The organism is Escherichia sp. E4385, assembly GCF_963883145.1.
GTDB lineage: Bacteria > Pseudomonadota > Gammaproteobacteria > Enterobacterales > Enterobacteriaceae > Escherichia.
Genome location: NZ_CAWOOJ010000014.1, coordinates 121,369 through 143,499 on the forward strand (window position 1 = coordinate 121,369; position 22,131 = coordinate 143,499).

The 22,131-nt window shown below is 51.4% G+C and carries 19 protein-coding genes, 1 tRNA gene and 1 pseudogene; 14 read left to right on the top strand and 7 right to left on the bottom strand.

What is annotated here, in order from left to right; genetic code table 11:
- Positions 1-11: 11 nt before the first annotated feature.
- From cusA to cusC, 4 genes are all read right to left on the bottom strand, one after another.
- Positions 12-3,155: a Cu(+)/Ag(+) efflux RND transporter permease subunit CusA gene (gene cusA / locus AACS80_RS15110; RefSeq protein WP_138183854.1), complete on the bottom strand. Its 3,144-nt coding sequence runs from the start codon at positions 3,153-3,155 to the stop codon at positions 12-14.
- An 11-nt stretch (positions 3,156-3,166) separates the two neighbouring features.
- Positions 3,167-4,390 (bottom strand): Cu(+)/Ag(+) efflux RND transporter periplasmic adaptor subunit CusB, encoded by a 1,224-nt coding sequence (gene cusB / locus AACS80_RS15115; RefSeq protein WP_138183855.1) that lies wholly within the window; start codon positions 4,388-4,390, stop codon positions 3,167-3,169.
- Positions 4,391-4,405: 15 nt separating this feature from the next.
- Entirely contained in the window at positions 4,406-4,738 is a 333-nt protein-coding gene (cusF, locus tag AACS80_RS15120) for a Cu(+)/Ag(+) efflux RND transporter periplasmic metallochaperone CusF (RefSeq protein WP_000709870.1), read from the bottom strand.
- A gap of 157 nt (positions 4,739-4,895) precedes the next feature.
- Positions 4,896-6,269: a Cu(+)/Ag(+) efflux RND transporter outer membrane channel CusC gene (gene cusC, locus AACS80_RS15125; protein ID WP_138183856.1), complete on the bottom strand. Its 1,374-nt coding sequence runs from the start codon at positions 6,267-6,269 to the stop codon at positions 4,896-4,898.
- Between the two features lie 156 nt (positions 6,270-6,425).
- Between cusC and cusR the strand changes: the two genes are divergently transcribed.
- The 6 genes from cusR (at position 6,426) to AACS80_RS15155 (ending at position 15,691) form a co-directional block, all read left to right on the top strand.
- Positions 6,426-7,109, top strand: coding sequence for a copper response regulator transcription factor CusR (gene cusR / locus AACS80_RS15130; RefSeq protein WP_135409644.1), 684 nt, complete (start codon positions 6,426-6,428; stop codon positions 7,107-7,109).
- Positions 7,099-8,541: a Cu(+)/Ag(+) sensor histidine kinase CusS gene (cusS, locus tag AACS80_RS15135; RefSeq protein WP_138183857.1), complete on the top strand. Its 1,443-nt coding sequence runs from the start codon at positions 7,099-7,101 to the stop codon at positions 8,539-8,541. The genes cusR and cusS overlap by 11 nt, the downstream gene beginning before the upstream one ends.
- Before the next feature lie 149 nt (positions 8,542-8,690).
- Positions 8,691-10,928 carry a cyclic di-3',5'-guanylate-activated glycosyltransferase NfrB gene (nfrB, locus tag AACS80_RS15140; protein WP_135409643.1) on the top strand — a complete coding sequence of 746 codons (2,238 nt, stop codon included), beginning with the start codon at positions 8,691-8,693 and terminating at the stop codon, positions 10,926-10,928.
- Positions 10,915-13,887 carry a bacteriophage adsorption protein NfrA gene (nfrA, locus tag AACS80_RS15145; RefSeq protein WP_135409642.1) on the top strand — a complete coding sequence of 991 codons (2,973 nt, stop codon included), beginning with the start codon at positions 10,915-10,917 and terminating at the stop codon, positions 13,885-13,887. The genes nfrB and nfrA overlap by 14 nt, the downstream gene beginning before the upstream one ends.
- A complete protein-coding gene (locus AACS80_RS15150; protein WP_138183858.1) occupies positions 13,888-14,778 on the top strand; it encodes a DUF4434 family protein in 891 nt (296 codons plus the stop codon).
- A gap of 238 nt (positions 14,779-15,016) precedes the next feature.
- Positions 15,017-15,691, top strand: coding sequence for a hypothetical protein (locus tag AACS80_RS15155; RefSeq protein WP_240730953.1), 675 nt, complete (start codon positions 15,017-15,019; stop codon positions 15,689-15,691).
- Between the two features lie 354 nt (positions 15,692-16,045).
- Here AACS80_RS15155 and emrE read toward each other — a convergent pair whose 3' ends face one another.
- Positions 16,046-16,378 carry a multidrug efflux SMR transporter EmrE gene (gene emrE, locus AACS80_RS15160; RefSeq protein WP_001070440.1) on the bottom strand — a complete coding sequence of 111 codons (333 nt, stop codon included), beginning with the start codon at positions 16,376-16,378 and terminating at the stop codon, positions 16,046-16,048.
- A gap of 94 nt (positions 16,379-16,472) precedes the next feature.
- Between emrE and AACS80_RS15165 the strand changes: the two are divergent.
- A pseudogene (locus tag AACS80_RS15165) lies at positions 16,473-16,616 on the top strand (integrase); the annotation flags it as partial.
- 42 nt (positions 16,617-16,658) lie between these two features.
- On the opposite strand, the gene AACS80_RS15170 reads toward AACS80_RS15165, so the two are convergent.
- Positions 16,659-16,735 (bottom strand) — tRNA-Arg (locus tag AACS80_RS15170).
- Positions 16,736-16,792: 57 nt separating this feature from the next.
- Between AACS80_RS15170 and AACS80_RS15175 the strand changes: the two genes are divergently transcribed.
- The 4 genes from AACS80_RS15175 to AACS80_RS15190 all read left to right on the top strand — a co-directional run bounded on the left by AACS80_RS15175 (position 16,793) and on the right by AACS80_RS15190 (position 18,816).
- Positions 16,793-17,035: a hypothetical protein gene (locus AACS80_RS15175; RefSeq protein WP_135409641.1), complete on the top strand. Its 243-nt coding sequence runs from the start codon at positions 16,793-16,795 to the stop codon at positions 17,033-17,035.
- A 71-nt stretch (positions 17,036-17,106) separates the two neighbouring features.
- Positions 17,107-17,973 (top strand): bifunctional methylenetetrahydrofolate dehydrogenase/methenyltetrahydrofolate cyclohydrolase FolD, encoded by an 867-nt coding sequence (gene folD, locus AACS80_RS15180; RefSeq protein ID WP_130206375.1) that lies wholly within the window; start codon positions 17,107-17,109, stop codon positions 17,971-17,973.
- A gap of 1 nt (position 17,974) precedes the next feature.
- Positions 17,975-18,187, top strand: coding sequence for a ribosome-associated protein YbcJ (gene ybcJ / locus AACS80_RS15185; protein ID WP_135409640.1), 213 nt, complete (start codon positions 17,975-17,977; stop codon positions 18,185-18,187).
- A 107-nt stretch (positions 18,188-18,294) separates the two neighbouring features.
- On the top strand, positions 18,295-18,816 hold the full coding sequence (locus AACS80_RS15190; protein WP_001143552.1) for a metal-dependent hydrolase: 522 nt from the start codon (positions 18,295-18,297) through the stop codon (positions 18,814-18,816).
- 35 nt (positions 18,817-18,851) lie between these two features.
- On the opposite strand, the gene cysS is transcribed toward AACS80_RS15190, so the two are convergent.
- Complete coding sequence (cysS, locus tag AACS80_RS15195) at positions 18,852-20,237, bottom strand: cysteine--tRNA ligase (RefSeq protein ID WP_000912345.1); 1,386 nt, start codon at positions 20,235-20,237, stop codon at positions 18,852-18,854.
- A 173-nt stretch (positions 20,238-20,410) separates the two neighbouring features.
- Between cysS and ppiB the strand changes: the two genes are divergently transcribed.
- The 3 genes from ppiB to AACS80_RS15210 all read left to right on the top strand — a co-directional run bounded on the left by ppiB (position 20,411) and on the right by AACS80_RS15210 (position 22,071).
- Entirely contained in the window at positions 20,411-20,905 is a 495-nt protein-coding gene (gene ppiB, locus AACS80_RS15200) for a peptidylprolyl isomerase B (RefSeq protein ID WP_000256002.1), read from the top strand.
- Positions 20,906-20,907: 2 nt separating this feature from the next.
- Entirely contained in the window at positions 20,908-21,630 is a 723-nt protein-coding gene (gene lpxH / locus AACS80_RS15205; protein ID WP_135409639.1) for a UDP-2,3-diacylglucosamine diphosphatase, read from the top strand.
- Positions 21,631-21,741: 111 nt separating this feature from the next.
- Complete coding sequence (locus AACS80_RS15210) at positions 21,742-22,071, top strand: hypothetical protein (protein WP_130260270.1); 330 nt, start codon at positions 21,742-21,744, stop codon at positions 22,069-22,071.
- Positions 22,072-22,131: the final 60 nt, after the last annotated feature.

Sequence of the window (22,131 nt, forward strand, 5' to 3'; positions counted from 1 at the left end):
CGGCTCTACTTTTATTTCCAAACCCGATGCCGATGCAGCCACATCAGCTTATACGCCGCCGGGATAATAAACAGCGATAGCAGAGGTGCGGTGATCATGCCGCCAATCATCGGCGCGGCGATGCGGCTCATCACCTCTGAACCCGCTCCCGTTCCCCACAGAATCGGCAGCAGACCAGCGATAATCACCGCCACCGTCATCGCTTTCGGGCGCACGCGCAGTACCGCGCCGTGATACAACGCCTCATCCAGCTTCTGCTCGCTGAATGTTTGCGGATTATTCAGCGACGGCTCGGCCTCTATGGCGTGACGTAAATACATCAGCATCACCACGCCAAATTCGGCGGCGACCCCGGCAAGGGCGATAAAGCCAGTGCCCGTTGCCACAGAAAGATGAAAGCCCATCCACCACAGCAACCAGATGCCGCCCACCAGCGCAAACGGTACACTGCTGATAATCAGCAACGCTTCGCCCACCCGACGGAACGCCAGATACAACAGCACGAAGATGATCATCAGCGTCATCGGCACCATGAGTTTCAGCTTATGGTTGGCGCGCTCCAGCAACTCGAACTGCCCGGAGAATGCCACGCTGGTGCCCGGTTTTAACTGCACTTTCTCAGCAATTGCTTTTTGCAGATCGTGAACCATCGACACCATGTCACGATCGCGGGCATCGATATAAATCCAGCTCGTCGGGCGCGCATTCTCGGTTTTCAGCATCGACGGTCCGGTAGAGACTCTAACGTCGGCCACGTCTGCGAGGGTAATTTGCTGCTTCATCGGCGTCAGGATCGGCAGCTGACGCAGCGCCTGCGGACTATCGCGCCAGTTTTGCGGATAACGCAGATTAATTGGATAACGGGCAATCCCTTCCACCGTTTCGCCAACCATCGCCCCGCCCACTGCAGAAGTCACAAACAACTGCACATCCGCCACCGTCATACCGTAACGCGCGGCTTTTTCACGGTTAATCTCGACGTTGATATAGCGCCCACCTTCCAGACGCTCGGCAAGAGCAGAAGCCACGCCTGGTACCGTTCGCGCCACTTCTTCAATTTGCTCCGCCATCGCGTCGATATCCGCCAGCACAGTGCCGGAAACTTTAATGCCGATGGGGCTTTTAATGCCGGTTGAGAGCATATCGATACGGTTACGAATTGGCGGCACCCACAGATTCGCCAGCCCCGGCAGACGCACGGTGTTATCCAGTTCCTCAATGATTTTGTCCATCGTCATGCCTGGCCGCCACTGATCCTGCGGCTTAAGCTGGATGGTCGTTTCGACCATCTCCAGCGGAGCAGAATCGGTGGCGGTTTCCGCTTTCCCAGTTTTGCCAAATACCCGCGCCACTTCAGGTACACTCATAATCAGCTTGTCGGTTTTTTGCAGCATGCTCGCCGCCTCCGCTGCGGAAATCCCTGGCAGCGTCGATGGCATATACAACAAGTCGCCTTCATTGATCTGCGGTAAAAATTCCCCGCCAACTTTATTGAGCGGCCAGAGAACCGTCAGCACCGAAAGTGCCGCCACCAGCAGCGTGGTTTTTGGCCAGTGCAATACTTTCAGCAACAGCGGATGATAAATACGAATCAAAAAGCGATTGAGCGGGTTACTGCTTTCTGGCGGAATTTTGCCACGGATCCAGTACCCCATCAGGATAGGGATCACTACGATCGCCAGCAGCGCCGCCCCCGCCATCGCATAAGTTTTGGTGAACGCCAGCGGGCCAAATAGACGCCCTTCCTGCCCTTCCAGGGTGAAGATCGGGATAAACGACAGCGTGATAATCAGCAGACTGATAAACAGCGCCGGACCCACTTCAACAGATGCATCGGTGATCACCTGCCAGCGCGTTTTATTATCCAGCGTGGCGTCAGGATGCTGGTGCTGCCACTCTTCCAGCCGTTTATGCGCATTCTCGATCATGACGATAGCGGCATCGACCATCGCCCCGACGGCAATCGCAATGCCGCCCAGCGACATAATATTGGCGTTCAGTCCCTGAAAGTGCATGACAATAAAAGCAATACACAACCCCAGCGGCAACGAAATAATCGCCACCAGCGCCGAGCGCACATGCCAGAGAAACAGCGCACAGACTACCGCCACCACAATAAACTCTTCCAGCAACTTGCCGCTGAGGTTGTCGATGGCGCGGTCAATGAGCTGACTGCGATCGTATGTTGTAACTATCTCCACGCCTTCCGGCAGACTGCTTTTCAGCGTTTCCAGTTTGTCCTTCACGGCGGCGATCACTTCACGGGCGTTTTTGCCGGAACGCAGGATCACCACCCCGCCCGCCACTTCGCCTTCGCCGTTCAGTTCGGCAATGCCCCGGCGCATTTCCGGGCCAATCTGGACCTTGGCAACATCACGCAGATAAACAGGCACGCCATTTTCACTGGCTTTTAAAACGATATGATTAAAGTCGTCGAGCGTTTGCAGATAGCCGCTGGCGCGCACCATATATTCCGCTTCCGCCAGTTCGATCGACGAACCGCCCGCTTCCTGGTTTGAAGCATCCAGCGCGCTTTTCACTTCGGCGAGACTGATGCCATACTGCGCCAGGCGCTGGGGATCGATAACCACCTGATACTCTTTCACCACACCGCCCACCGACGCCACTTCCGCAACGTCAGGGATGGTTTTTAGCTCATATTTGAGAAACCAGTCCTGCAATGAGCGTAAATCGGCCAGATCATGCTTACCGCTGCGATCCACCAGCGCATATTCATAGATCCAGCCAACACCCGTGGCATCTGGCCCCAGCTCGGCGCTGACTCCCGCAGGCAGCTTACCCTGTACCTGGTTGAGGTACTCCAGCACCCGCGAGCGCGCCCAGTACGGATCGGTGCCATCTTCGAAAATGACATATACATAAGAGTCGCCAAACTGCGAGAAACCGCGCACCGTCTTCGCGCCAGGCACCGACAACATGGTGGTAGTTAGCGGATAAGTCACCTGATTTTCAACGATTTGCGGTGCCTGACCGGGATAGCTGGTTTTAATAATCACCTGTACATCGGAAAGATCCGGCAGTGCATCCACTGGCGTGTTAATGATGGTCCAGGTGCCCCAGATACTCAGAAACAACGCGCCCATCAGCACCAGAAAACGGTTCGCCACCGAGCGACGAATAATCCATTCAATCATTGGCTATTCCCTCAATGCGCATGGGTAGCACTTTCAGAGCGCATCCGCTCCAGTGCGCCAGAAATATTGGCTTCAGAATCAATCAGGAACAGGCCGCTGGAAACCACCTTTTCACCTTCTGCCAAACCAGAGCGTAACGCGGTGACGCCTTGCGATGCCTGGAAAACGGCAACGCGTTTCGGTACAAAGCGCCCGTCGGCATCAATGGTAATCACCCGCTGTTCGTTGCCGGTATCAATCAGCGCCTGTGACGGAATGAGCAGCATCGGTTCGCTGGCAGTGTTGAGTTGCAACCAGGCGTTCATGCCCGGTTTTAGCGCCTCGTCGGCGTTGTCGACTTCCAGACGCAGCTGCAGCGTGCGGGTCGCAGCATCCACGCCGGGTAGCAGCGTCCATTTGCGGATGGTGAGTGTTTTATCGGGTCGCGCCGGAACGGTGAGCGTAAACTGCGAGGCATCTTTCACCAGCCAGGCGATGGATTCCGGGATCGCAGCAGTGACCCATACCGGGTCCATACCCTGAATTTTCGCGACCACGTTATCTTTGGCGATATTCATACCCGCACGCAGATCAAACGCGGTGATCACGCCATCAATGGGCGCTTTGAGCGTAAAGCGAGTCTGGATTTTTTGCGTGGCAATCAGGCGGCGAATATCCGCCTCCGGCATTCCCGCCAGTCTCAGCCGCTCAAGAATGCCTTCAGTCTGGGTCGCCGTACCGCCGGTTTCGCGCAGCAGTAAATACTCACTCTGCGCTTCCACCCAGTCGGGAATGGTCAGGTCGAGAAGCGGTGTGCCCTTTTGCACTTTATCGCCCACGGTAAGCGGATAAACCTTATCGATAAACCCGGCAGCGCGAGCCTGCACAATGGCATACTGATACTCGTTGTAACTGACATTCGCCGGAAAACTCTGGGCAAAAGTCAGCGGCCCGCGCGTGACGGTAGCCGTTTTCACCCCCAGATTTTGCGTCTGGGTCGGGTCAATGCGTACACCAGACGCAGAACTCTCTTCATCGGCATATTTCGGCACCAGATCCATATCCATAAACGGCGATTTACCTGGTTTATCGAACCGCGTATTGGGATACATCGGGTCGTACCAGAATAAGACTTTACGTTCTGCGGTCGACGTTTTTTCTGCGGGCGGTTCAGCTTGGGCAAACCAGGTAAAACCTGCCGCAGAAATAATACCGCCCGCGATCATGCTGCCGATAATAAGCGCGATTTTTTTCATCTCATTAAACCTGGGTTACTGGCTGACTTTAATATCCTGTAATAAAGAAAGGTTGCCCTGCTGGACAAAATTAAACGCCACTTTGTCGCCGGTTTTAATTTCACTCATTTTCGTCTGCGGGGTGATGGTAAAGCGCATGGTCATCTCCGGCCAGTTCACGGCAGCAATCGGATCGTGATGGATGGTGATTTTTTTGCTTTCCAGATCAATACCTTTTACCACGCCAGTGGCGCTAATAACCTGTGGTTGTGCTTCGCTCATGGTTTCATGATGATGTTCGTTAGCCTGGGCATTAAAGCCAATAACGGTAAACAGACTGAACATTGCGACTTGCAGTGCTTTTTTCATTTATTCTCTCCTGGAGTTAAAAGTCATACTCTAAATAATTCGAGTTGCAGGAAGGCGACAAGCGAGTGAATCCCCAGGAGCTTACATAAGTAAGTGACTGGGGTGAGCGAACGCAGACGCAGCACATGCAACTTGAAGTATGACGAGTATATTGCTGTCAACCGCCACCAAGTGCGGTATATAAAGAAATTTCGTTAACCTGACGGGCATAATTCAGGTCAAGTAAAGTTTGTCGGGTTGCAAATAAAGAACGTTCGGCATCCAGCACTTCCAGATAGCTTACTGCGCCGTGCTGATATAATGCCCGCGCCCGTTGCAAAGTAATTTGCAGCGATGCCAGATAACGCAGCTGGGCGCTGATTTGATCGTTCAGGCTTTGACGTAATGCCAGCGCATCTGCCACTTCTTTAAAAGCATTCTGGATTTTCTGTTCATAATTCACCACCGACTGCTGCTGGCGAATTTCGGCGATATCCAGATTTGCCTGGTTGCGTCCGGCATTAAAAATGGGGATCTCAATTTTGGGAATAAAATTCCACATCTCGCTGCTGGCGTTAAATAATGACGACAGATCGCTGCTGGCGGTCGATATTCCGCTGGTCAGGTTTATAGACGGGAAAAATGCCGCACGTGCTGCGCCAATATTAGCATTAGCCGCCATTAACGCGTGTTCAGCTTCCATAATATCCGGGCGCTGCAATAAAATTTGCGACGACAAGCCCGCCGGTAATTTAACGCTTTGCAGGCTGCCGCTGTTTACTGTCTGCGCTTGCGGCAGCTTGCCGTAGCTACCCAGTAACAGTTGCAATGCATTATTCGCCTGCGCCAGTTCACCCTGACGTTTAGCGATGTCGCTGCGGGTACTTTCTATCACTCCGCGAGCCTGTTCCAGCGCCAGAACATTGCTGCTACCGGTCAACAATTGTTTTTCGACAAACGCATAGGACTGCTGATAATTACGCAGCGTTTCTTCGGCTATTTGCAATTGCGCATACGCCAGCTGCTGATTGAAATAGCTTTGCGCGACATTAGAAACCAGCAGAATATGCACCGCGCGTCGGGCTTCCTCAGTGGCTAAATAATTCTGTCGCTCGGCTTCACTCATGTTCTTTAAACGACCGAAAAAATCGAGGTCAAAGCTGGCGTTAAGGCCAGTCGAGAACTCCCGCGTCGTGGCGGAATCGCCTTTAAGATTGCCGCTCCAGCTGCCGCTGCCCTCGCCATTGAGCTGTGGGTAGCGGTCGGCATCGGTCAGACGATATTGCGCCCGCGCTTCCTGCACTTTCAGCGTCGCCATGCGCAAATCCCGGTTATTCACCAGCGCCTCGCTAATCAGCGTCTTCACCTGATTATCAACAAAAAAGGTGCGCCAGCCCGCGTTCTGGTAGTTATCCGCTGCGTTAACCAGGCCGTTCTGGCTGAGTGAGAACTGCTGCGGCACGGGCATTGCCGGACGCTGATAATCCGGTGCCAGTGAGCAACCGCTTAGCGCAAGGGCCACACAAAGTGTCAGGAATTTACAATGAGACATAGGCGCATAATTTCTGGTGATTTTATGCCGCCAACTTTACTCGCCAGGCTCTGATTTTCCGGTGACAGGAAAATGACAAAATTGTCATTTTGCCAATAAGCGATTGCCATCTGATCCCGCTACTCTAGAATTGCCCGAGCAACATGCGGAGGAAATATGAAACTGTTGATTGTCGAAGATGAAAAGAAAACCGGAGAATACTTGACCAAAGGGTTAACCGAAGCCGGTTTTGTGGTCGATTTGGCCGACAACGGGCTGAATGGCTACCATCTGGCGATGACCGGTGATTATGACCTGATAATCCTCGATATTATGCTGCCGGACGTGAACGGCTGGGATATCGTGCGCATGTTGCGTTCCGCCAATAAAGGGATGCCGATTCTGTTGCTTACCGCGCTTGGCACCATTGAACATCGCGTCAAAGGGCTGGAGCTGGGAGCGGATGACTATCTGGTGAAGCCGTTCGCTTTTGCTGAACTGCTGGCGCGGGTGCGCACTCTACTGCGGCGCGGGGCGGCGGTGATTATCGAAAGTCAGTTTCAGGTTGCCGATTTGATGGTCGATCTCGTCAGCCGCAAAGTCACCCGCAGCGGCGCGCGCATCACTTTGACCAGTAAAGAATTTACTCTGCTGGAGTTTTTCCTTCGTCATCAGGGCGAAGTGCTGCCCCGCTCGCTTATCGCCTCGCAGGTGTGGGACATGAATTTCGACAGCGACACCAACGCCATTGATGTGGCGGTGAAGCGGCTGCGCGGCAAAATCGACAACGACTTTGAACCAAAGCTGATTCAAACCGTGCGCGGCGTAGGCTATATGCTTGAGGTGCCGGATGGCCAGTAAGCCGTTTCAGCGCCCATTTTCGCTGGCAACCCGCCTGACCTTTTTTATCAGCCTTGCCACCATTGCAGCATTTTTCGCCTTTGCATGGATCATGATCCACTCGGTAAAAGTGCATTTTGCCGAGCAGGATATTAATGATTTAAAAGAGATTAGCGCCACACTTGAACGCGTACTTAATCACCCTGACGAGACACAGGCCCAACGCTTAATGACGCTGGAAGACATTGTCAGTGGTTATTCCAACGTGTTGATTTCTCTGGCAGATAGCCAGGGTAAAACGGTGTATCACTCCCCCGGTGCGCCGGATATCCGCGAATTTGCTCGTGACGCAATACCCGATACAGATGCCCAAGGTGGCGAAGTGTTTCTCCTCTCCGGCCCGACGATTATGATGCCGGGCCACGGTCACGGGCATATGGAACACAGCAACTGGCGGATGATTAGCTTGCCGGTTGGCCCGCAGGCGGACGGCAAACCGATTTATACGCTCTACATCGCGCTTTCGATCGATTTTCATCTTCATTACATAAATGATTTGATGAATAAACTTATTATGACCGCATCGATCATCAGCATCCTGATCGTCTTTATCGTGCTGTTGGCGGTACATAAAGGTCACGCGCCGATCCGCAGCGTCAGCCGTCAAATCCAGAATATCACCTCGAAAGATCTCGACGTTCGCCTTGACCCGCAGACCGTGCCGATTGAGCTGGAACAGTTGGTACTGTCGTTCAACCATATGATCGAGCGTATTGAGGATGTCTTTACCCGCCAGTCCAATTTCTCAGCGGATATCGCCCACGAAATTCGCACACCAATTACGAATCTCATTACGCAAACGGAAATCGCCCTCAGCCAGTCGCGCAGCCAGAAGGAGCTGGAAGATGTGCTCTACTCTAATCTCGAAGAGCTGACCCGAATGGCGAAAATGGTCAGCGATATGCTGTTTCTCGCCCAGGCCGATAACAACCAGTTAATCCCCGAAAAAAAAATGCTCAACCTGGTGGATGAAGTCGGCAAAGTGTTCGATTTTTTTGAGGCGTTAGCAGAAGATCGCGGCGTGGAGTTGCGGTTTGTTGGCAACAAGTGTCAGGTTGCGGGCGATCCGCTGATGCTGCGTCGGGCGTTAAGCAACCTGCTTTCTAACGCCCTGCGTTATACGCCAACCGGAAAGGCAATTGTAGTGCGCTGCCAGACGGTCGATCACCAAGTGCAAGTTTCCGTCGAAAACCCCGGAACGCCCATTGCGCCCGAGCACTTACCACGATTGTTTGACCGTTTCTATCGCGTTGACCCTTCCCGTCAGCGAAAAGGCGAAGGTAGCGGCATTGGTCTGGCGATAGTGAAATCAATTGTTGTCGCGCATAAAGGCACGGTTGCGGTAACGTCAGATGCGCGAGGGACCAGGTTTGTTATCACATTACCCGCTTAATCATTCAGCAATCGGCAGCTTTTATAACCAGTGTAAAAATAACGTGCCGCAATAGTCATACCTATTAACGGTAAAAAGCTGTCACAATTCATAAAAAACCTTAATATACGCCACCCTAAACATAACCAGCGTTAATGTAAGGTTTTTGTGTGGACTGGCTTCTTGATGTTTTTGCTACCTGGCTCTACGGCTTAAAAGTAATCGCGATAACGTTAGCGGTCATAATGTTCATCAGCGGGCTGGACGATTTTTTCATTGATGTCGTCTACTGGGTACGCCGCATTAAGCGCAAGTTGAGTGTTTATCGCCGCTACCCGCGAATGAGTTACCGCGAACTGTATAAGCCGGATGAAAAACCATTAGCGATTATGGTTCCGGCGTGGAACGAAACAGGCGTCATCGGCAATATGGCCGAGCTGGCAGCGACCACGCTCGACTACGAAAACTATCATATCTTTGTTGGCACTTACCCCAACGACCCTGACACTCAGCGTGATGTTGACGAAGTGTGCGCTCGCTTCCCGAACGTGCACAAGGTGGTCTGCGCGCGTCCTGGCCCCACCAGTAAAGCAGACTGTCTGAACAATGTGCTGGATGCCATTACCCAGTTTGAACGTAGCGCCAATTTCGCCTTTGCTGGTTTTATCCTGCATGATGCTGAAGACGTGATTTCGCCAATGGAATTGCGTCTATTCAACTATCTGGTCGAGCGTAAAGATCTGATTCAGATCCCGGTGTATCCGTTCGAACGCGAATGGACGCACTTCACCAGCATGACCTATATCGATGAGTTTTCAGAACTGCATGGCAAAGATGTTCCGGTGCGTGAAGCTCTCGCCGGACAGGTGCCTAGCGCAGGCGTCGGTACCTGCTTCAGCCGCCGCGCCGTGACCGCGCTGTTAGCCGACGGTGACGGTATCGCTTTCGACGTGCAGAGTCTTACTGAAGATTACGACATTGGTTTCCGCCTGAAAGAGAAAGGTATGACGGAAATTTTTGTCCGTTTTCCGGTGGTGGACGAAGCCAAAGAACGCGAGCAGCGTAAATTTTTACAGCACGCGCGGACATCAAACATGATCTGCGTGCGCGAATATTTCCCCGATACCTTTTCGACTGCGGTTCGGCAAAAGTCTCGCTGGATCATCGGCATTGTTTTCCAGGGTTTTAAAACTCACAAATGGACCTCCAGCCTGACGCTGAACTACTTTCTTTGGCGCGACCGCAAAGGGGCAATCAGTAACTTTGTCAGCTTCCTCGCGATGCTGGTAATGATCCAGCTTTTGCTGTTGCTGGCGTATGAAAGCTTGTGGCCTGATGCCTGGCATTTCCTTTCTATCTTCAGCGGCAGTGCATGGTTTATGACCCTGCTGTGGCTAAACTTTGGCTTGATGGTTAACCGCATTGTGCAACGGGTGATTTTTGTCACCGGCTACTACGGTTTGACACAGGGCCTGCTTTCCATCCTGCGTCTGTTCTGGGGCAACCTGATTAACTTTATGGCTAACTGGCGCGCGCTGAAACAGGTTCTTCAGCACGGCGATCCGCGTCGCGTGGCGTGGGATAAAACGACGCACGATTTCCCCAGCGTGACTGGCGATACCCGTTCGTTGCGCCCATTAGGTCAAATTCTGCTGGAAAATCAGGTCATCACCGAAGAGCAACTCGATACAGCACTGCGTAATCGTGTCGAAGGTTTACGTCTCGGCGGTTCGATGCTAATGCAAGGATTGATCAGCGCCGAACAACTGGCGCAAGCGCTGGCTGAACAAAACGGCGTGGCGTGGGAATCCATCGATGCCTGGCAGATCCCTTCTTCGCTGATTGTCGAAATGCCGGCCTCTGTGGCGCTACATTATGCGGTGCTGCCGCTGCGTCTGGAAAATGATGAGTTAATTGTCGGCAGTGAAGACGGTATTGACCCGGTTTCTCTGGCAGCGCTGGCGCGTAAGGTCGGACGGAAAGTACGTTACGTCATTGTTCTGCGTGGACAAATTGTCACTGGATTACGTCACTGGTATGCACGTCGGCGCGGCCACGATCCACGGGCAATGTTGTACAATGCGGTTCAGCATCAGTGGCTCACGGAACAGCAGGCCGGTGAAATCTGGCGGCAATATGTGCCGCATCAGTTCCTGTTCGCCGAAATACTGACCACGCTCGGTCATATTAATCGTTCAGCCATTAACGTGTTGTTATTGCGCCATGAACGCAGTTCTCTGCCGCTCGGCAAGTTTTTGGTCACCGAAGGCGTTATCAGCCAGGAAACGTTGGATCGCGTACTGTCAATTCAACGCGAATTACAAGTTTCGATGCAATCATTATTACTCAAAGCAGGTTTAAACACAGAACAGGTTGCGCAACTGGAGTCCGAAAATGAAGGAGAATAACCTTAATCGCGTCATCGGATGGTCTGGTTTACTGCTGACGTCTTTATTGAGTACCAGCGCACTCGCAGACAATATCGGCACCAGCGCAAAAGAGCTGGGGCTGAGCGACTATCGCCATTTTGTTATTTATCCCCGTCTCGATAAGGCGCTGAAGGCACAGAAAAATAACGACGAAGCAACCGCCATCCGCGAATTTGAATATATACACCAGCAGGTGCCGGATAATATTCCGTTGACGTTATATCTGGCGGAAGCTTATCGCCATTTTGGTCATGATGACCGCGCGCGATTATTGCTTGAGGATCAACTGAAACGTCACCCAGGGGATGCCCGGCTTGAGCGCAGTCTGGCGGCAATTCCAGTGGAAGTGAAAAGCGTTACGACTGTTGAAGAGTTGCTCGCCCAGCAAAAAGCGTGCGATGCTGCACCGACCCTGCGTTGTCGCAGTGAAGTCGGGCAGAATGCCCTGCGGCTGGCGCAGTTGCCTGTCGCCAGAGCGCAACTGAACGATGCAACGTTTGCCGCATCGCCGGAAGGAAAAACGCTGCGAACCGATCTGCTACAAAGGGCAATCTATCTGAAACAATGGTCGCAGGCAGATACGCTATACAATGAAGCACGCCAGCAGAATACATTAAACGTGGCAGAACGCCGTCAGTGGTTTGACGTGCTTCTTGCCGGGCAGCTGGACGATCGGATCCTTGCTCTGCAATCAGTGGGGATCTTCACCGATCCACAGTCGTACATTACTTACGCGACCGCGCTGGCTTATCGTGGCGAAAAAACACGTCTCCAGCGTTATCTCGCTGAAAACACGCCGCTGTTTACCACGGACGCACAAGAGAAAAGCTGGCTCTATCTGTTATCGAAATACAGCGCCAATCCCGTGCAGGCATTGGCGAATCATCAGGTACAGTTTGCCGATAACCGCCAGTATGTTGTTGGCGCAACGCTACCGGTGCTGTTAAAAGAAGGTCAGTACGACGCGGCGCAAAGACTGCTCGCTACCCTCCCCGCCGATGAAATGCTTGAAGAGCGTTATACCATCAGCGTGGCGACCCATAATAAAGCAGAAGCGCTGCGTCTGGCACGATTGTTGTATCAGCGAGAACCGGCAAATCTTACGCGACTGGATCAACTCACCTGGCAACTGATGCAGGCCGGGCAGTCACGCGAAGCTGCCGATTTATTATTGCAACGCTATCCCTTCCAGGGCGATGCGCGTGTCAGCCAGACTTTAATGACACGGCTGGCTTCTCTGCTGGAAAGTCATCCTTACCTGGCAACTCCGGCGAAGGTGGCGATTTTATCGAAACCCTTGCCGCTGGCGGCGCAACGTCAGTGGCAAAGCCAGTTGCCGGGTATTGCGGATAATTGCCCGGCAATCGTTCGTTTGCTTGGGGATATGTCACCTTCTTATGATGCTGCCGCCTGGAACCGCCTGGCGAAGTGTTATCGTGAAACACTCCCCGGCGTGGCGTTATATGCATGGCTTCAGGCGGAAAAAAGGCAACCGAACGCCTGGCAACATCGCGCCGTGGCTTATCAGGCGTATCAGGTGGAAGATTACAGCACCGCCCTGGCAGCCTGGGAGAAAATCAGCCTTCACGATATGAGCAATGAGGATCTGCTCGCCGCCGCCAATACCGCTCAGGCGGCGGGAAATGGCGCGGCTCGCGATCGCTGGCTTCAACAGGCAGAACAACGCGGGCTGGGAAACAATGCCCAATACTGGTGGCTGCATGCGCAACGTTATATCCCAGCTCAGCCAGAACTTGCACTGAACGATCTCACTCGTTCAATCAATATCGCGCCTTCCGCCAATGCTTACGTCGCACGGGCAACGATTTATCGGCAACGTCATAATGTCTCAGCGGCAGTGAGCGATCTGCGCGCCGCGCTTGAACTGGAGCCCAATAACAGCAACACCCAGGCGGCGCTCGGCTACGCCCTGTGGGATAGTGGTGATATCGCGCAGTCGCGGGAGATGCTGGAACAGGCGCATAAAGGACTACCGGACGATCCGGCACTGATCCGACAACTGGCCTACGTGAATCAACGTCTGGATGATATGCCTGCGACGCTGCACTACGCACGGCAGGTGATTGATGACATTGATAATCAGGCGCTGATTACACCGCTAACGCCGGAACAAAATCAACAGCGCTTTAATTTCCGTCGTTTGCATGAGGATACCGGTCGCCGCTGGAGTTTTAATTTTGATTCCTCTATCGGGTTACGCTCAGGGGCTATAAGCTCGGCAAGCAATAATGTCGGCGGTTCGGCGCCAGGTAAAAGCTATCGCAGTTACGGGCAGCTGGAAGCTGAGTACCGCATCGGGCGCAATATGCTGCTGGAAGGCGACCTGCTCTCGGTTTATAGCCGCGTCTTTGCCGATACCGGAGAAAACGGAGTGATGATGCCGGTGAAAAGTCCGATGTCAGGCACCGGATTGCGCTGGAAGCCGCTGCGCGATCAGATCTTTTTCCTCGCCGTTGAACAGCAGTTCCCACTAAACGGGCAAAATGGCGCCTCCGACACCATGCTGCGTGCCAGCGCCTCGTTCTTTAACGGCGGAAAATACAGCGATGAGTGGCACCCGAACGGTTCTGGCTGGTTTGCGCAAAACCTGTATCTCGATGCGGCGCAATATTTTCGTCAGGATATTCAGGCGTGGACGGCAGATTATCGAGTTAGCTGGCACCAGAAGGTAGCGAACGGGCAGACTATTGAACCTTACGCTCACGTACAAGGTAACGGCTATCGGGATAAAGGTACTCAGGGCGCGCAGGTGGGCGGCGTCGGCGTACGCTGGAACATCTGGACCGGCGAGACGCACTACGACGCCTGGCCGCACAAAGTCAGTCTCGGCGTCGAATATCAACATACCTTTAAGGCGATTAATCAACGTACAGGGGAACGCAACAACGCGTTTCTCACCATTGGAGTGCACTGGTAAATGCGTAAGTTAATTTTCGTATTGCTGACACTTTTGTTGGTCAGTCCTTTTTCCTTTGCGATGAAAGGTATTATCTGGCAGCCACAAAATCGCGATAGTCAGGTCACCGACGCCCAGTGGCGTGGGCTGATGAGTCAGTTGCATTTGCAAGGATTCGACACCCTGATTCTGCAATGGACCCGTTACGGCGATGCATTCACCCAGCCAGAACAGCGGGCATTATTGTTTAAGCGTGCCGCAGCTGCGCAACAAGCTGGCCTGAAGCTGATTGTTGGTTTGAATGCCGATCCGGAATTTTTTCTGCATCAGAAGCAGTCGTCCGCGGCGCTGGAGAGCTATCTTAATCGCCTGCTGGTCGCCGATCTCCAGCAGGCCAGATTATGGAGCGCCGCACCCGGCGTTACGCCGGATGGCTGGTATATCAGCGCAGAAATTGACGACCTGAACTGGCGCAGCGAAGCCGCTCGCCAGCCATTGCTGAAGTGGCTAAACAACTCACAACGGCTGATCAGTGATGTTTCGGCAAAACCGGTTTATATCAGTAGCTTTTTCGCCGGAAACATGTCGCCCGATGGCTATCGGCAACTGCTGGAACAAGTGAAATCTACTGGCATCCACGTCTGGGTACAGGATGGTAGCGGTGTCGATAAACTTACTGCCGAACAGCGTGAGCGTTATCTGCAGGCCAGTGCCGATTGCCAAACTTTCTCCCCCGCCAGCGGCGTTGTTTATGAACTGTTTGTCGCCGGTAAAGGTAAAACCTTTGAAGCAAAACCAAAACCGGATGCAGAAATTGCTTCGCTGTTAGCGAAACGTTCCTCCTGTGGTAAAGACGTGCTCTATTTCTCCCTGCGCTATTTGCCTGTCGCTCACGGCATTCTTGAGTATTAATGATTTAAGGGAGCGACTTTGCTCGCTCCTTTCCTTTTCACTTTCCTGGTCAGAATCCTGTAAATATTAATTGGACACAAATAATCGGTGTAGCCACTACTCAGAGGCATTATATAATCATATTCATACCACTATATAAATTTTAAATAAGAACAATTATTTATTAACTGCATTAATATCAGCATATTCCTTTACACAGGAATACAACCTTTTATTTAATAAACAAAGAGGGTCCATAATGAGTAAAATTACAGGCGTTTTAGTTGATAACCATATCTATGATATTAACAATGATATGAAGTTTGGTTACAATTTTCCTAACAGCTTGTTTCCAGGCGCCACCTTCAAGATGGTCATTGATAATGACCCAGTTAATAATGATAAGGTAACATGGAGCTGTGTCACTGATGCAGACAATAATGTTCTGGCGGTGAGTCAGGATGGCACAGTGACTTTTCCGAACGTAGATGAAAAGTGTGTTTGGAATTTATTTGGTATTTACGCCACTGATAAAATAACAAATCAATCTGCCGGTGTTTATTTATTTATCGTAAAGCGTTTTTTCAAATACAGCATTGAAAATTATAAATCGGTTAAAGATGTTTTACCGTGGATTAAAAAAATGAACGGGGAATTTCCTGAAGCGCAGGATATCGATAGTTACGATTATGATGATCATTATGCAACACATATTATCAAGCGAGAAGTTAACGCAGGACTTTACCAGGAATGGGGTAATGTAGCTAATAGCGGATGGAACACAATTAATGAGGACTCCGGTTTGTGTGGCATTTACGCCTTTAATAAAGATAATAATTCTTATTATTATCTTAGCAATGATGGGTTCAGACAGAAATTTGGGGCAGGTTACCATGCTCAGGCAGTTGCATCCTACAGTGACCACATTGACTGATTGTGTTTTTTGTCCACTATCATTTGCATTATTGTAGCGTAAAAAAATCACTGAAATTATAAAATTAAACTTACGTAAAACCACCCGTTCAGCGGGTGGTTCTGATTTTTATCCACGATGAGTATGAATCTAAAAAAATAAACAGACTTAAGAGTTCCTTTTTATATTGCTATAAATCATTTAATCACAAATGCCGACAGCATTTCTCACCGAAAACTTTATTGCTACTGTTCAGAACGCAAATGTGGTAATCCCCAGCTCCACGTGCTTAAAAATATTTACCCGCAGTATAAAAAAGCAGCCCGTATAAACATACGGGCTGATGCATTTTATTAAACTCGAACGAAACTATTTTTAATGTGGTGCGCTTCGTGACAATAAGTTAATCACCAACACTCCGGCACAAATCAACATCATGCCTATAATGGCTGGCAGATCCAACCGTTGGCCGAAAAATCCCCAGGAAAGTAAACTAATCAGGACGATACCGACTCCTGACCAGATAGCATAAGCAATCCCTGTAGGAATATAAGCCAGCGTCTGAGCTAATAACCAGAATGATGCACAGTAACAAATAATTGTACCAACAGAGGGCCATAACCGTGTAAAACCCTCTGAAAACTTCATTAAGGTTGTACCAATGACCTCTGCAAGTATTGCACCACCAAGATAAATATAAGGGTTCATAGCATATTCTTTCCTGTTAATACCGAAGAGAATTGTACTACAGTTTGAACCTAACTCACTGGTTTCCTCCTGGTGCATTCATTGATGTTCTTCATCAGTGCTTCAGGAAATGGGCGGATGGGAATCCATAGAAATGGTGCGTAGATATGCTCACCTTGCGCCTAATCATTTGACGGAGCACGCGAGGAAAACTGACGACATTTTTGGTGATGATATCCCAAAGATGTTCCATTTCTGAAATTATGGGGAAATAAAGAAGGCGTAACTGATTGAATTGTAATGGCGCGCCCTGCAGGATTCGAACCTGCGGCCCACGACTTAGAAGGTCGTTGCTCTATCCAACTGAGCTAAGGGCGCATTACACCGCGAGATGCTGTAATCGCGTGAATTATACGGTCAACCCTTGCTGAGTCAATGGCTTTTGAACCGGTTGCTGAACAAGTGTACGGCGGTGTCTATTTATCTCACCATGAGAGCAAGGAAACACATATCCGCCCTCAGTCTGGGACAGGTAAACCTGTTTTCATTGATAAAGAGTACAATTTTCTTACGTTACGAATAATTGTGCGTTTATATGAGCCGGGTAACTATCAAACCAGCAACTCTCTGTTGCCAAAAAAACAGCGGATTACAGATAGTCCAGAAAACGAAACCTGACAGCGCGCCCCGCTTCTGACAAAATAGGCGCATCCCCTTCGACCTACGTAACAGATGGAATCCTCTCTCTGATGGCAGCAAAGATTATAGATGGTAAAACGATTGCGCAGCAGGTGCGCTCTGAGGTTGCTCAAAAAGTTCAGGCGCGTATTGCAGCCGGACTGCGGGCGCCGGGACTGGCCGTTGTGCTGGTGGGTAGCAACCCTGCATCGCAAATTTATGTCGCAAGCAAACGCAAAGCTTGCGAAGAGGTGGGATTCATCTCCCGCTCATACGACCTTCCGGAAACCACCAGCGAAGCAGAGCTGCTGGAGCTTATCGATGTACTGAATGCCGACAACACCATCGATGGCATTCTGGTTCAACTGCCGTTACCGGCGGGTATTGATAACGTCAAAGTGCTGGAACGTATACACCCGGACAAAGACGTGGACGGTTTCCATCCTTACAACGTCGGTCGTCTGTGCCAGCGCGCGCCGCGTCTACGTCCCTGCACTCCGCGCGGTATCGTCACGCTGCTTGAGCGTTACAACATTGATACTTTCGGCCTCAACGCCGTGGTGATTGGCGCATCGAATATCGTTGGCCGCCCGATGAGCATGGAACTGCTGTTGGCAGGTTGCACCACCACCGTGACTCACCGCTTCACTAAAAATCTGCGTCATCATGTAGAAAATGCCGATCTGTTGATCGTTGCCGTCGGTAAGCCGGGCTTTATTCCAGGTGACTGGATCAAAGAAGGCGCAATTGTGATTGATGTCGGCATCAACCGTCTGGAAAATGGCAAAGTTGTGGGCGACGTAGTGTTTGAAGACGCGGCTAAACGCGCCTCCTGGATTACGCCTGTCCCCGGCGGCGTTGGCCCGATGACGGTTGCCACGCTGATTGAAAACACGCTACAGGCGTGCGTTGAATATCATGATCCACAGGGTGAGTAACATGGCGACATTTTCTTTAGGTAAACATCCGTACGTTGAGCTGTGCGACTTGCTGAAACTGGAAGGCTGGAGCGAAAGCGGCGCGCAGGCGAAAATCGCGATTGCAGAAGGCCAGGTAAAAGTCGACGGCGAAGTTGAAACGCGTAAACGTTGCAAAATCGTCGCCGGTCAGACTGTGAGTTTTGCGGGTCACAGCGTACAGGTTGTTGCCTGAGCCCTTTCCCGGCCTGTATCAACAGGCCGGTTCTCTTTTCAGACTTTTGCCCTCTACGCCCCGTTCATCCATGCTGATAGCATCGACATTTTGCCGAAGCGACCATCATGCCAACCGTTATTACGCACGCCGCCGTTCCCCTATGCATTGGTTTAGGGTTGGGTTCGAAAGTCATCCCGCCGCGTCTGTTATTTGCCGGAATCATCCTGGCGATGCTGCCCGACGCCGACGTATTGTCGTTTAAATTTGGCGTTGCTTACGGCAATGTTTTTGGTCATCGCGGGTTTACCCATTCGCTGGTGTTTGCGTTTGTTGTCCCGCTGTTATGCGTACTGATTGGGCGTCGATGGTTCAGGGCTGGGCTGATTCGCTGCTGGCTTTTTTTAACCGTCTCGTTGTTATCGCACAGTTTGCTGGATTCGGTAACCACTGGCGGTAAGGGCGTTGGCTGGCTGTGGCCGTGGTCAGATGAACGCTTTTTCGCTCCCTGGCAGGTGATTAAAGTCGCGCCGTTTGCGTTGTCTCGTTACACCACGCCGTACGGGCATCAGGTGATAATTTCCGAATTGATGTGGGTATGGTTGCCGGGGATGGTGCTGATGGGAATGTTGTGGTGGCGCAGGCGATAACCGGATGCGAGAACTCGCATCCGGCAATAGCGCAATTACTTACGACGCCAGGTGGTCCCTTGCGGGCCATCTTCCAGCACGATCCCCATCTCGTTAAGACGGTCACGCGCCGCATCTGCCGCCGCCCAGTCTTTCGCTTTACGGGCATCCAGACGCTGTTGAATTAACGCTTCAATCTCAGCCACTTCGCTGTCGTCTGCCTGCGCACCGCTTTGCAGGAACGCTTCCGGTTCTTGCTCCAGCAGGCCCAATACAGCGGAAAGTTTACGCAGGTGAGATGCCATTGCGTTCGCCGCTGCCATATCTTCTGCTTTCAGACGGTTCACTTCACGCGCCATATCAAACAGCACGGAATAGGCTTCCGGGGTGTTGAAATCATCGTCCATCGCTTCAATAAAGCGCGCTTCAAACGCTTCGCCACCAGCAGGAGCAACGGTTTTGTCTGTACCGCGCAGCGCAGTGTAGAGACGCTCCAGCGCCGCACGCGCCTGCTTCAGGTTCTCTTCGCTGTAGTTCAGCTGGCTGCGATAGTGGCCCGACATCAGGAAGTAACGCACGGTTTCCGCGTCGTAGTATTTCAGCACATCGCGCACGGTAAAGAAGTTACCCAGCGATTTGGACATCTTCTCGCGGTCAACCATCACCATCCCGGAGTGCATCCAGTAATTCACATACTGACCATCATGGGCACAGGTGGACTGAGCGATTTCGTTCTCGTGGTGCGGGAACATCAGGTCAGAACCGCCGCCGTGGATATCAAAGTGGTTACCCAGCTGCTTGCAGTTCATTGCCGAACATTCAATGTGCCAGCCAGGACGGCCCGCGCCCCACGGAGACGGCCAGCTCGGTTCGCCCTCTTTCGACATCTTCCACAGAACGAAGTCCATCGGGTTGCGTTTGTCGTCGACCACGTCAACGCGCGCGCCTGCCTGCAGCTGGTCGAGATCCTGACGTGACAGCACGCCATAAGTCGGATCGGTCGGGACGTCGAACATCACGTCGCCGTTGTCAGCCACATAAGCGTGACCTTTGGCGATCAGTTGTTCAGTGAGTTCAATAATTTCTGCGATATGGTGCGTCGCGCGCGGCTCCATATCCGGGCGCAGAATGTTCAAAGCATCAAAATCTTTGTGCATTTCGGCGATCATGCGATCCACCAGCGCCACAAAGCTTTCGCCATTTTCATTGGCGCGCTTGATGATTTTGTCGTCGATATCGGTAATGTTACGCACATACTTCAACTTATAGCCGAGGAAACGCAGGTAACGCGCAACCACGTCAAAGGCAACAAAGGTACGCCCGTGACCGATATGACAGAGATCGTAAACGGTGATTCCACACACGTACATGCCGACTTCCCCGGCGTGAATAGGCTTAAATTCCTCTTTTTGGCGTGTCAGAGTATTGAAGATTTTTAGCATCGAAGATTCCGTTTAGACATGTGTGGGTAATTGAGTTGCGTATAATACCCATATTTCCCGCGCGAATCAGCATACATTGCGAGATGATCCGATCGTGCGGTTATGCTATAACACCACCCTATATATGACCCGAACCGGGTTGAAGCACCAATCAAACGGAACAGGATGCAAAAATGGTTACTTTCCACACCAATCACGGCGATATTGTCATCAAAACTTTTGACGATAAAGCACCTGAAACAGTTAAAAACTTCCTGGACTACTGCCGCGAAGGTTTTTACAACAACACCATTTTCCACCGTGTTATCAACGGTTTTATGATTCAGGGCGGCGGTTTTGAGCCGGGCATGAAACAAAAAGCCACCAAAGAGCCGATCAAAAACGAAGCCAACAACGGTCTGAAAAACACCCGTGGTACGCTGGCAATGGCCCGTACTCAGGCACCGCACTCTGCAACTGCCCAGTTCTTCATCAACGTGGTTGATAACGACTTCCTGAACTTCTCCGGCGAGAGCCTGCAAGGTTGGGGTTACTGCGTGTTTGCTGAAGTGGTTGAAGGCATGGACGTAGTCGACAAAATCAAAGGTGTCGCTACCGGTCGTAGCGGTATGCACCAGGACGTGCCAAAAGAAGACGTTATCATTGAAAGCGTGACCGTTAGCGAGTAATCGTGGCGACACTCTTTATTGCAGATCTTCATCTCTGCGTGGAAGAACCGGCGATCACCGCCGGTTTTCTGCGTTTTTTAGCGGGAGAAGCCCGCAAGGCCGACGCGCTGTATATTCTTGGCGATCTGTTTGAAGCCTGGATTGGCGACGACGATCCCAGCCCGTTTCATCGCCAGATGGCGGCAGCGATCAAAGCGGTATCCGATTCCGGCGTTCCCTGTTATTTCATTCATGGCAACCGTGATTTTCTGCTCGGCAAACGCTTTGCCCGTGAAAGCGGCATGACGTTATTGCCGGAAGAAAAGGTGCTCGAACTTTATGGTCGTCGGGTATTGATTATGCATGGCGACACGCTGTGCACCGATGACGCGGGTTATCAGGCATTTCGCGTTAAAGTCCATAAACCCTGGTTGCAAACGCTATTCCTCGCCCTGCCGTTGTTTGTGCGCAAACGTATTGCCGCGCGAATGCGAGCGAACAGTAAAGAAGCCAACAGCAGTAAATCGCTGGCGATCATGGATGTTAACCAAAACGCGGTGGTCAGTGCGATGGAAAAACATCAGGTGCAATGGCTGATTCACGGGCATACCCATCGCCCGGCGGTGCATGAGCTCATCGCCAATGTGCAACCGGCTTTTCGCGTGGTACTCGGTGCCTGGCATACGAAAGGTTCAATGGTGAAAGTCACGGCAGATGACGTTGAATTAATTCATTTTCCCTTCTGAACACGAATGAATAGATTCTGAAAAAGCGCCGGACTAACGCAACCTGTATATCTTTTTCTGAGCCAGCAAGGTAATAAATCCCTGAGTGAAATAACAACAGGGAATATTATTATGCAACGCTGCAACGGATTTTTGATTTCTGGCATCGCCCTTACGGCAGGTGCACCTCTGTGTATTAGCTGGTTCGGTCTTGTCGGCTTCTATTTTGGCGCATTGTCACTGGTAGCTGCGGCGGTCATTTCGTGGATAGTCTATTTCTGGCTCATTTATTTAGTACTCACCCGCCCTCACAACCAACGCTTTGTAGAAAGATTTATATTGATTGTTGGTATTTGCTTTTTTCCGTGGAGCATTGTGCTGATATGGGCATTCTTTGCCAGTTCAGCCAGAGCGCATAATCAACACGCAGAGCAGACTAAAAACTCAACAACTGACGGTTAATTCCGCCTACGCAACCGTTTTCCTTGCTCTCTTTCCGTGCTATTCTCTGTGCCCTCTAAA

What these genes read in the sequence shown, in the direction of transcription:
- ybcJ (WP_135409640.1), top strand. Translation starts at nt 17,975, where the DNA reads ATGGCGACATTTTCTTTAGGTAAACATCCGTACGTTGAGCTGTGCGAC.
- cusF (WP_000709870.1), bottom strand. Translation starts at nt 4,738, where the DNA reads ATGAAAAAAGCACTGCAAGTCGCAATGTTCAGTCTGTTTACCGTTATT.
- nfrA (WP_135409642.1), top strand. Translation starts at nt 10,915, where the DNA reads ATGAAGGAGAATAACCTTAATCGCGTCATCGGATGGTCTGGTTTACTG.
- AACS80_RS15155 (WP_240730953.1), top strand. Translation starts at nt 15,017, where the DNA reads ATGAGTAAAATTACAGGCGTTTTAGTTGATAACCATATCTATGATATT.
- cysS (WP_000912345.1), bottom strand. Translation starts at nt 20,237, where the DNA reads ATGCTAAAAATCTTCAATACTCTGACACGCCAAAAAGAGGAATTTAAG.
- cusS (WP_138183857.1), top strand. Translation starts at nt 7,099, where the DNA reads ATGGCCAGTAAGCCGTTTCAGCGCCCATTTTCGCTGGCAACCCGCCTG.
- AACS80_RS15210 (WP_130260270.1), top strand. Translation starts at nt 21,742, where the DNA reads ATGCAACGCTGCAACGGATTTTTGATTTCTGGCATCGCCCTTACGGCA.
- cusA (WP_138183854.1), bottom strand. Translation starts at nt 3,155, where the DNA reads ATGATTGAATGGATTATTCGTCGCTCGGTGGCGAACCGTTTTCTGGTG.
- folD (WP_130206375.1), top strand. Translation starts at nt 17,107, where the DNA reads ATGGCAGCAAAGATTATAGATGGTAAAACGATTGCGCAGCAGGTGCGC.
- ppiB (WP_000256002.1), top strand. Translation starts at nt 20,411, where the DNA reads ATGGTTACTTTCCACACCAATCACGGCGATATTGTCATCAAAACTTTT.
- emrE (WP_001070440.1), bottom strand. Translation starts at nt 16,378, where the DNA reads ATGAACCCTTATATTTATCTTGGTGGTGCAATACTTGCAGAGGTCATT.
- AACS80_RS15175 (WP_135409641.1), top strand. Translation starts at nt 16,793, where the DNA reads ATGGCTTTTGAACCGGTTGCTGAACAAGTGTACGGCGGTGTCTATTTA.
- AACS80_RS15190 (WP_001143552.1), top strand. Translation starts at nt 18,295, where the DNA reads ATGCCAACCGTTATTACGCACGCCGCCGTTCCCCTATGCATTGGTTTA.
- cusC (WP_138183856.1), bottom strand. Translation starts at nt 6,269, where the DNA reads ATGTCTCATTGTAAATTCCTGACACTTTGTGTGGCCCTTGCGCTAAGC.
- cusR (WP_135409644.1), top strand. Translation starts at nt 6,426, where the DNA reads ATGAAACTGTTGATTGTCGAAGATGAAAAGAAAACCGGAGAATACTTG.
- cusB (WP_138183855.1), bottom strand. Translation starts at nt 4,390, where the DNA reads ATGAAAAAAATCGCGCTTATTATCGGCAGCATGATCGCGGGCGGTATT.
- AACS80_RS15150 (WP_138183858.1), top strand. Translation starts at nt 13,888, where the DNA reads ATGCGTAAGTTAATTTTCGTATTGCTGACACTTTTGTTGGTCAGTCCT.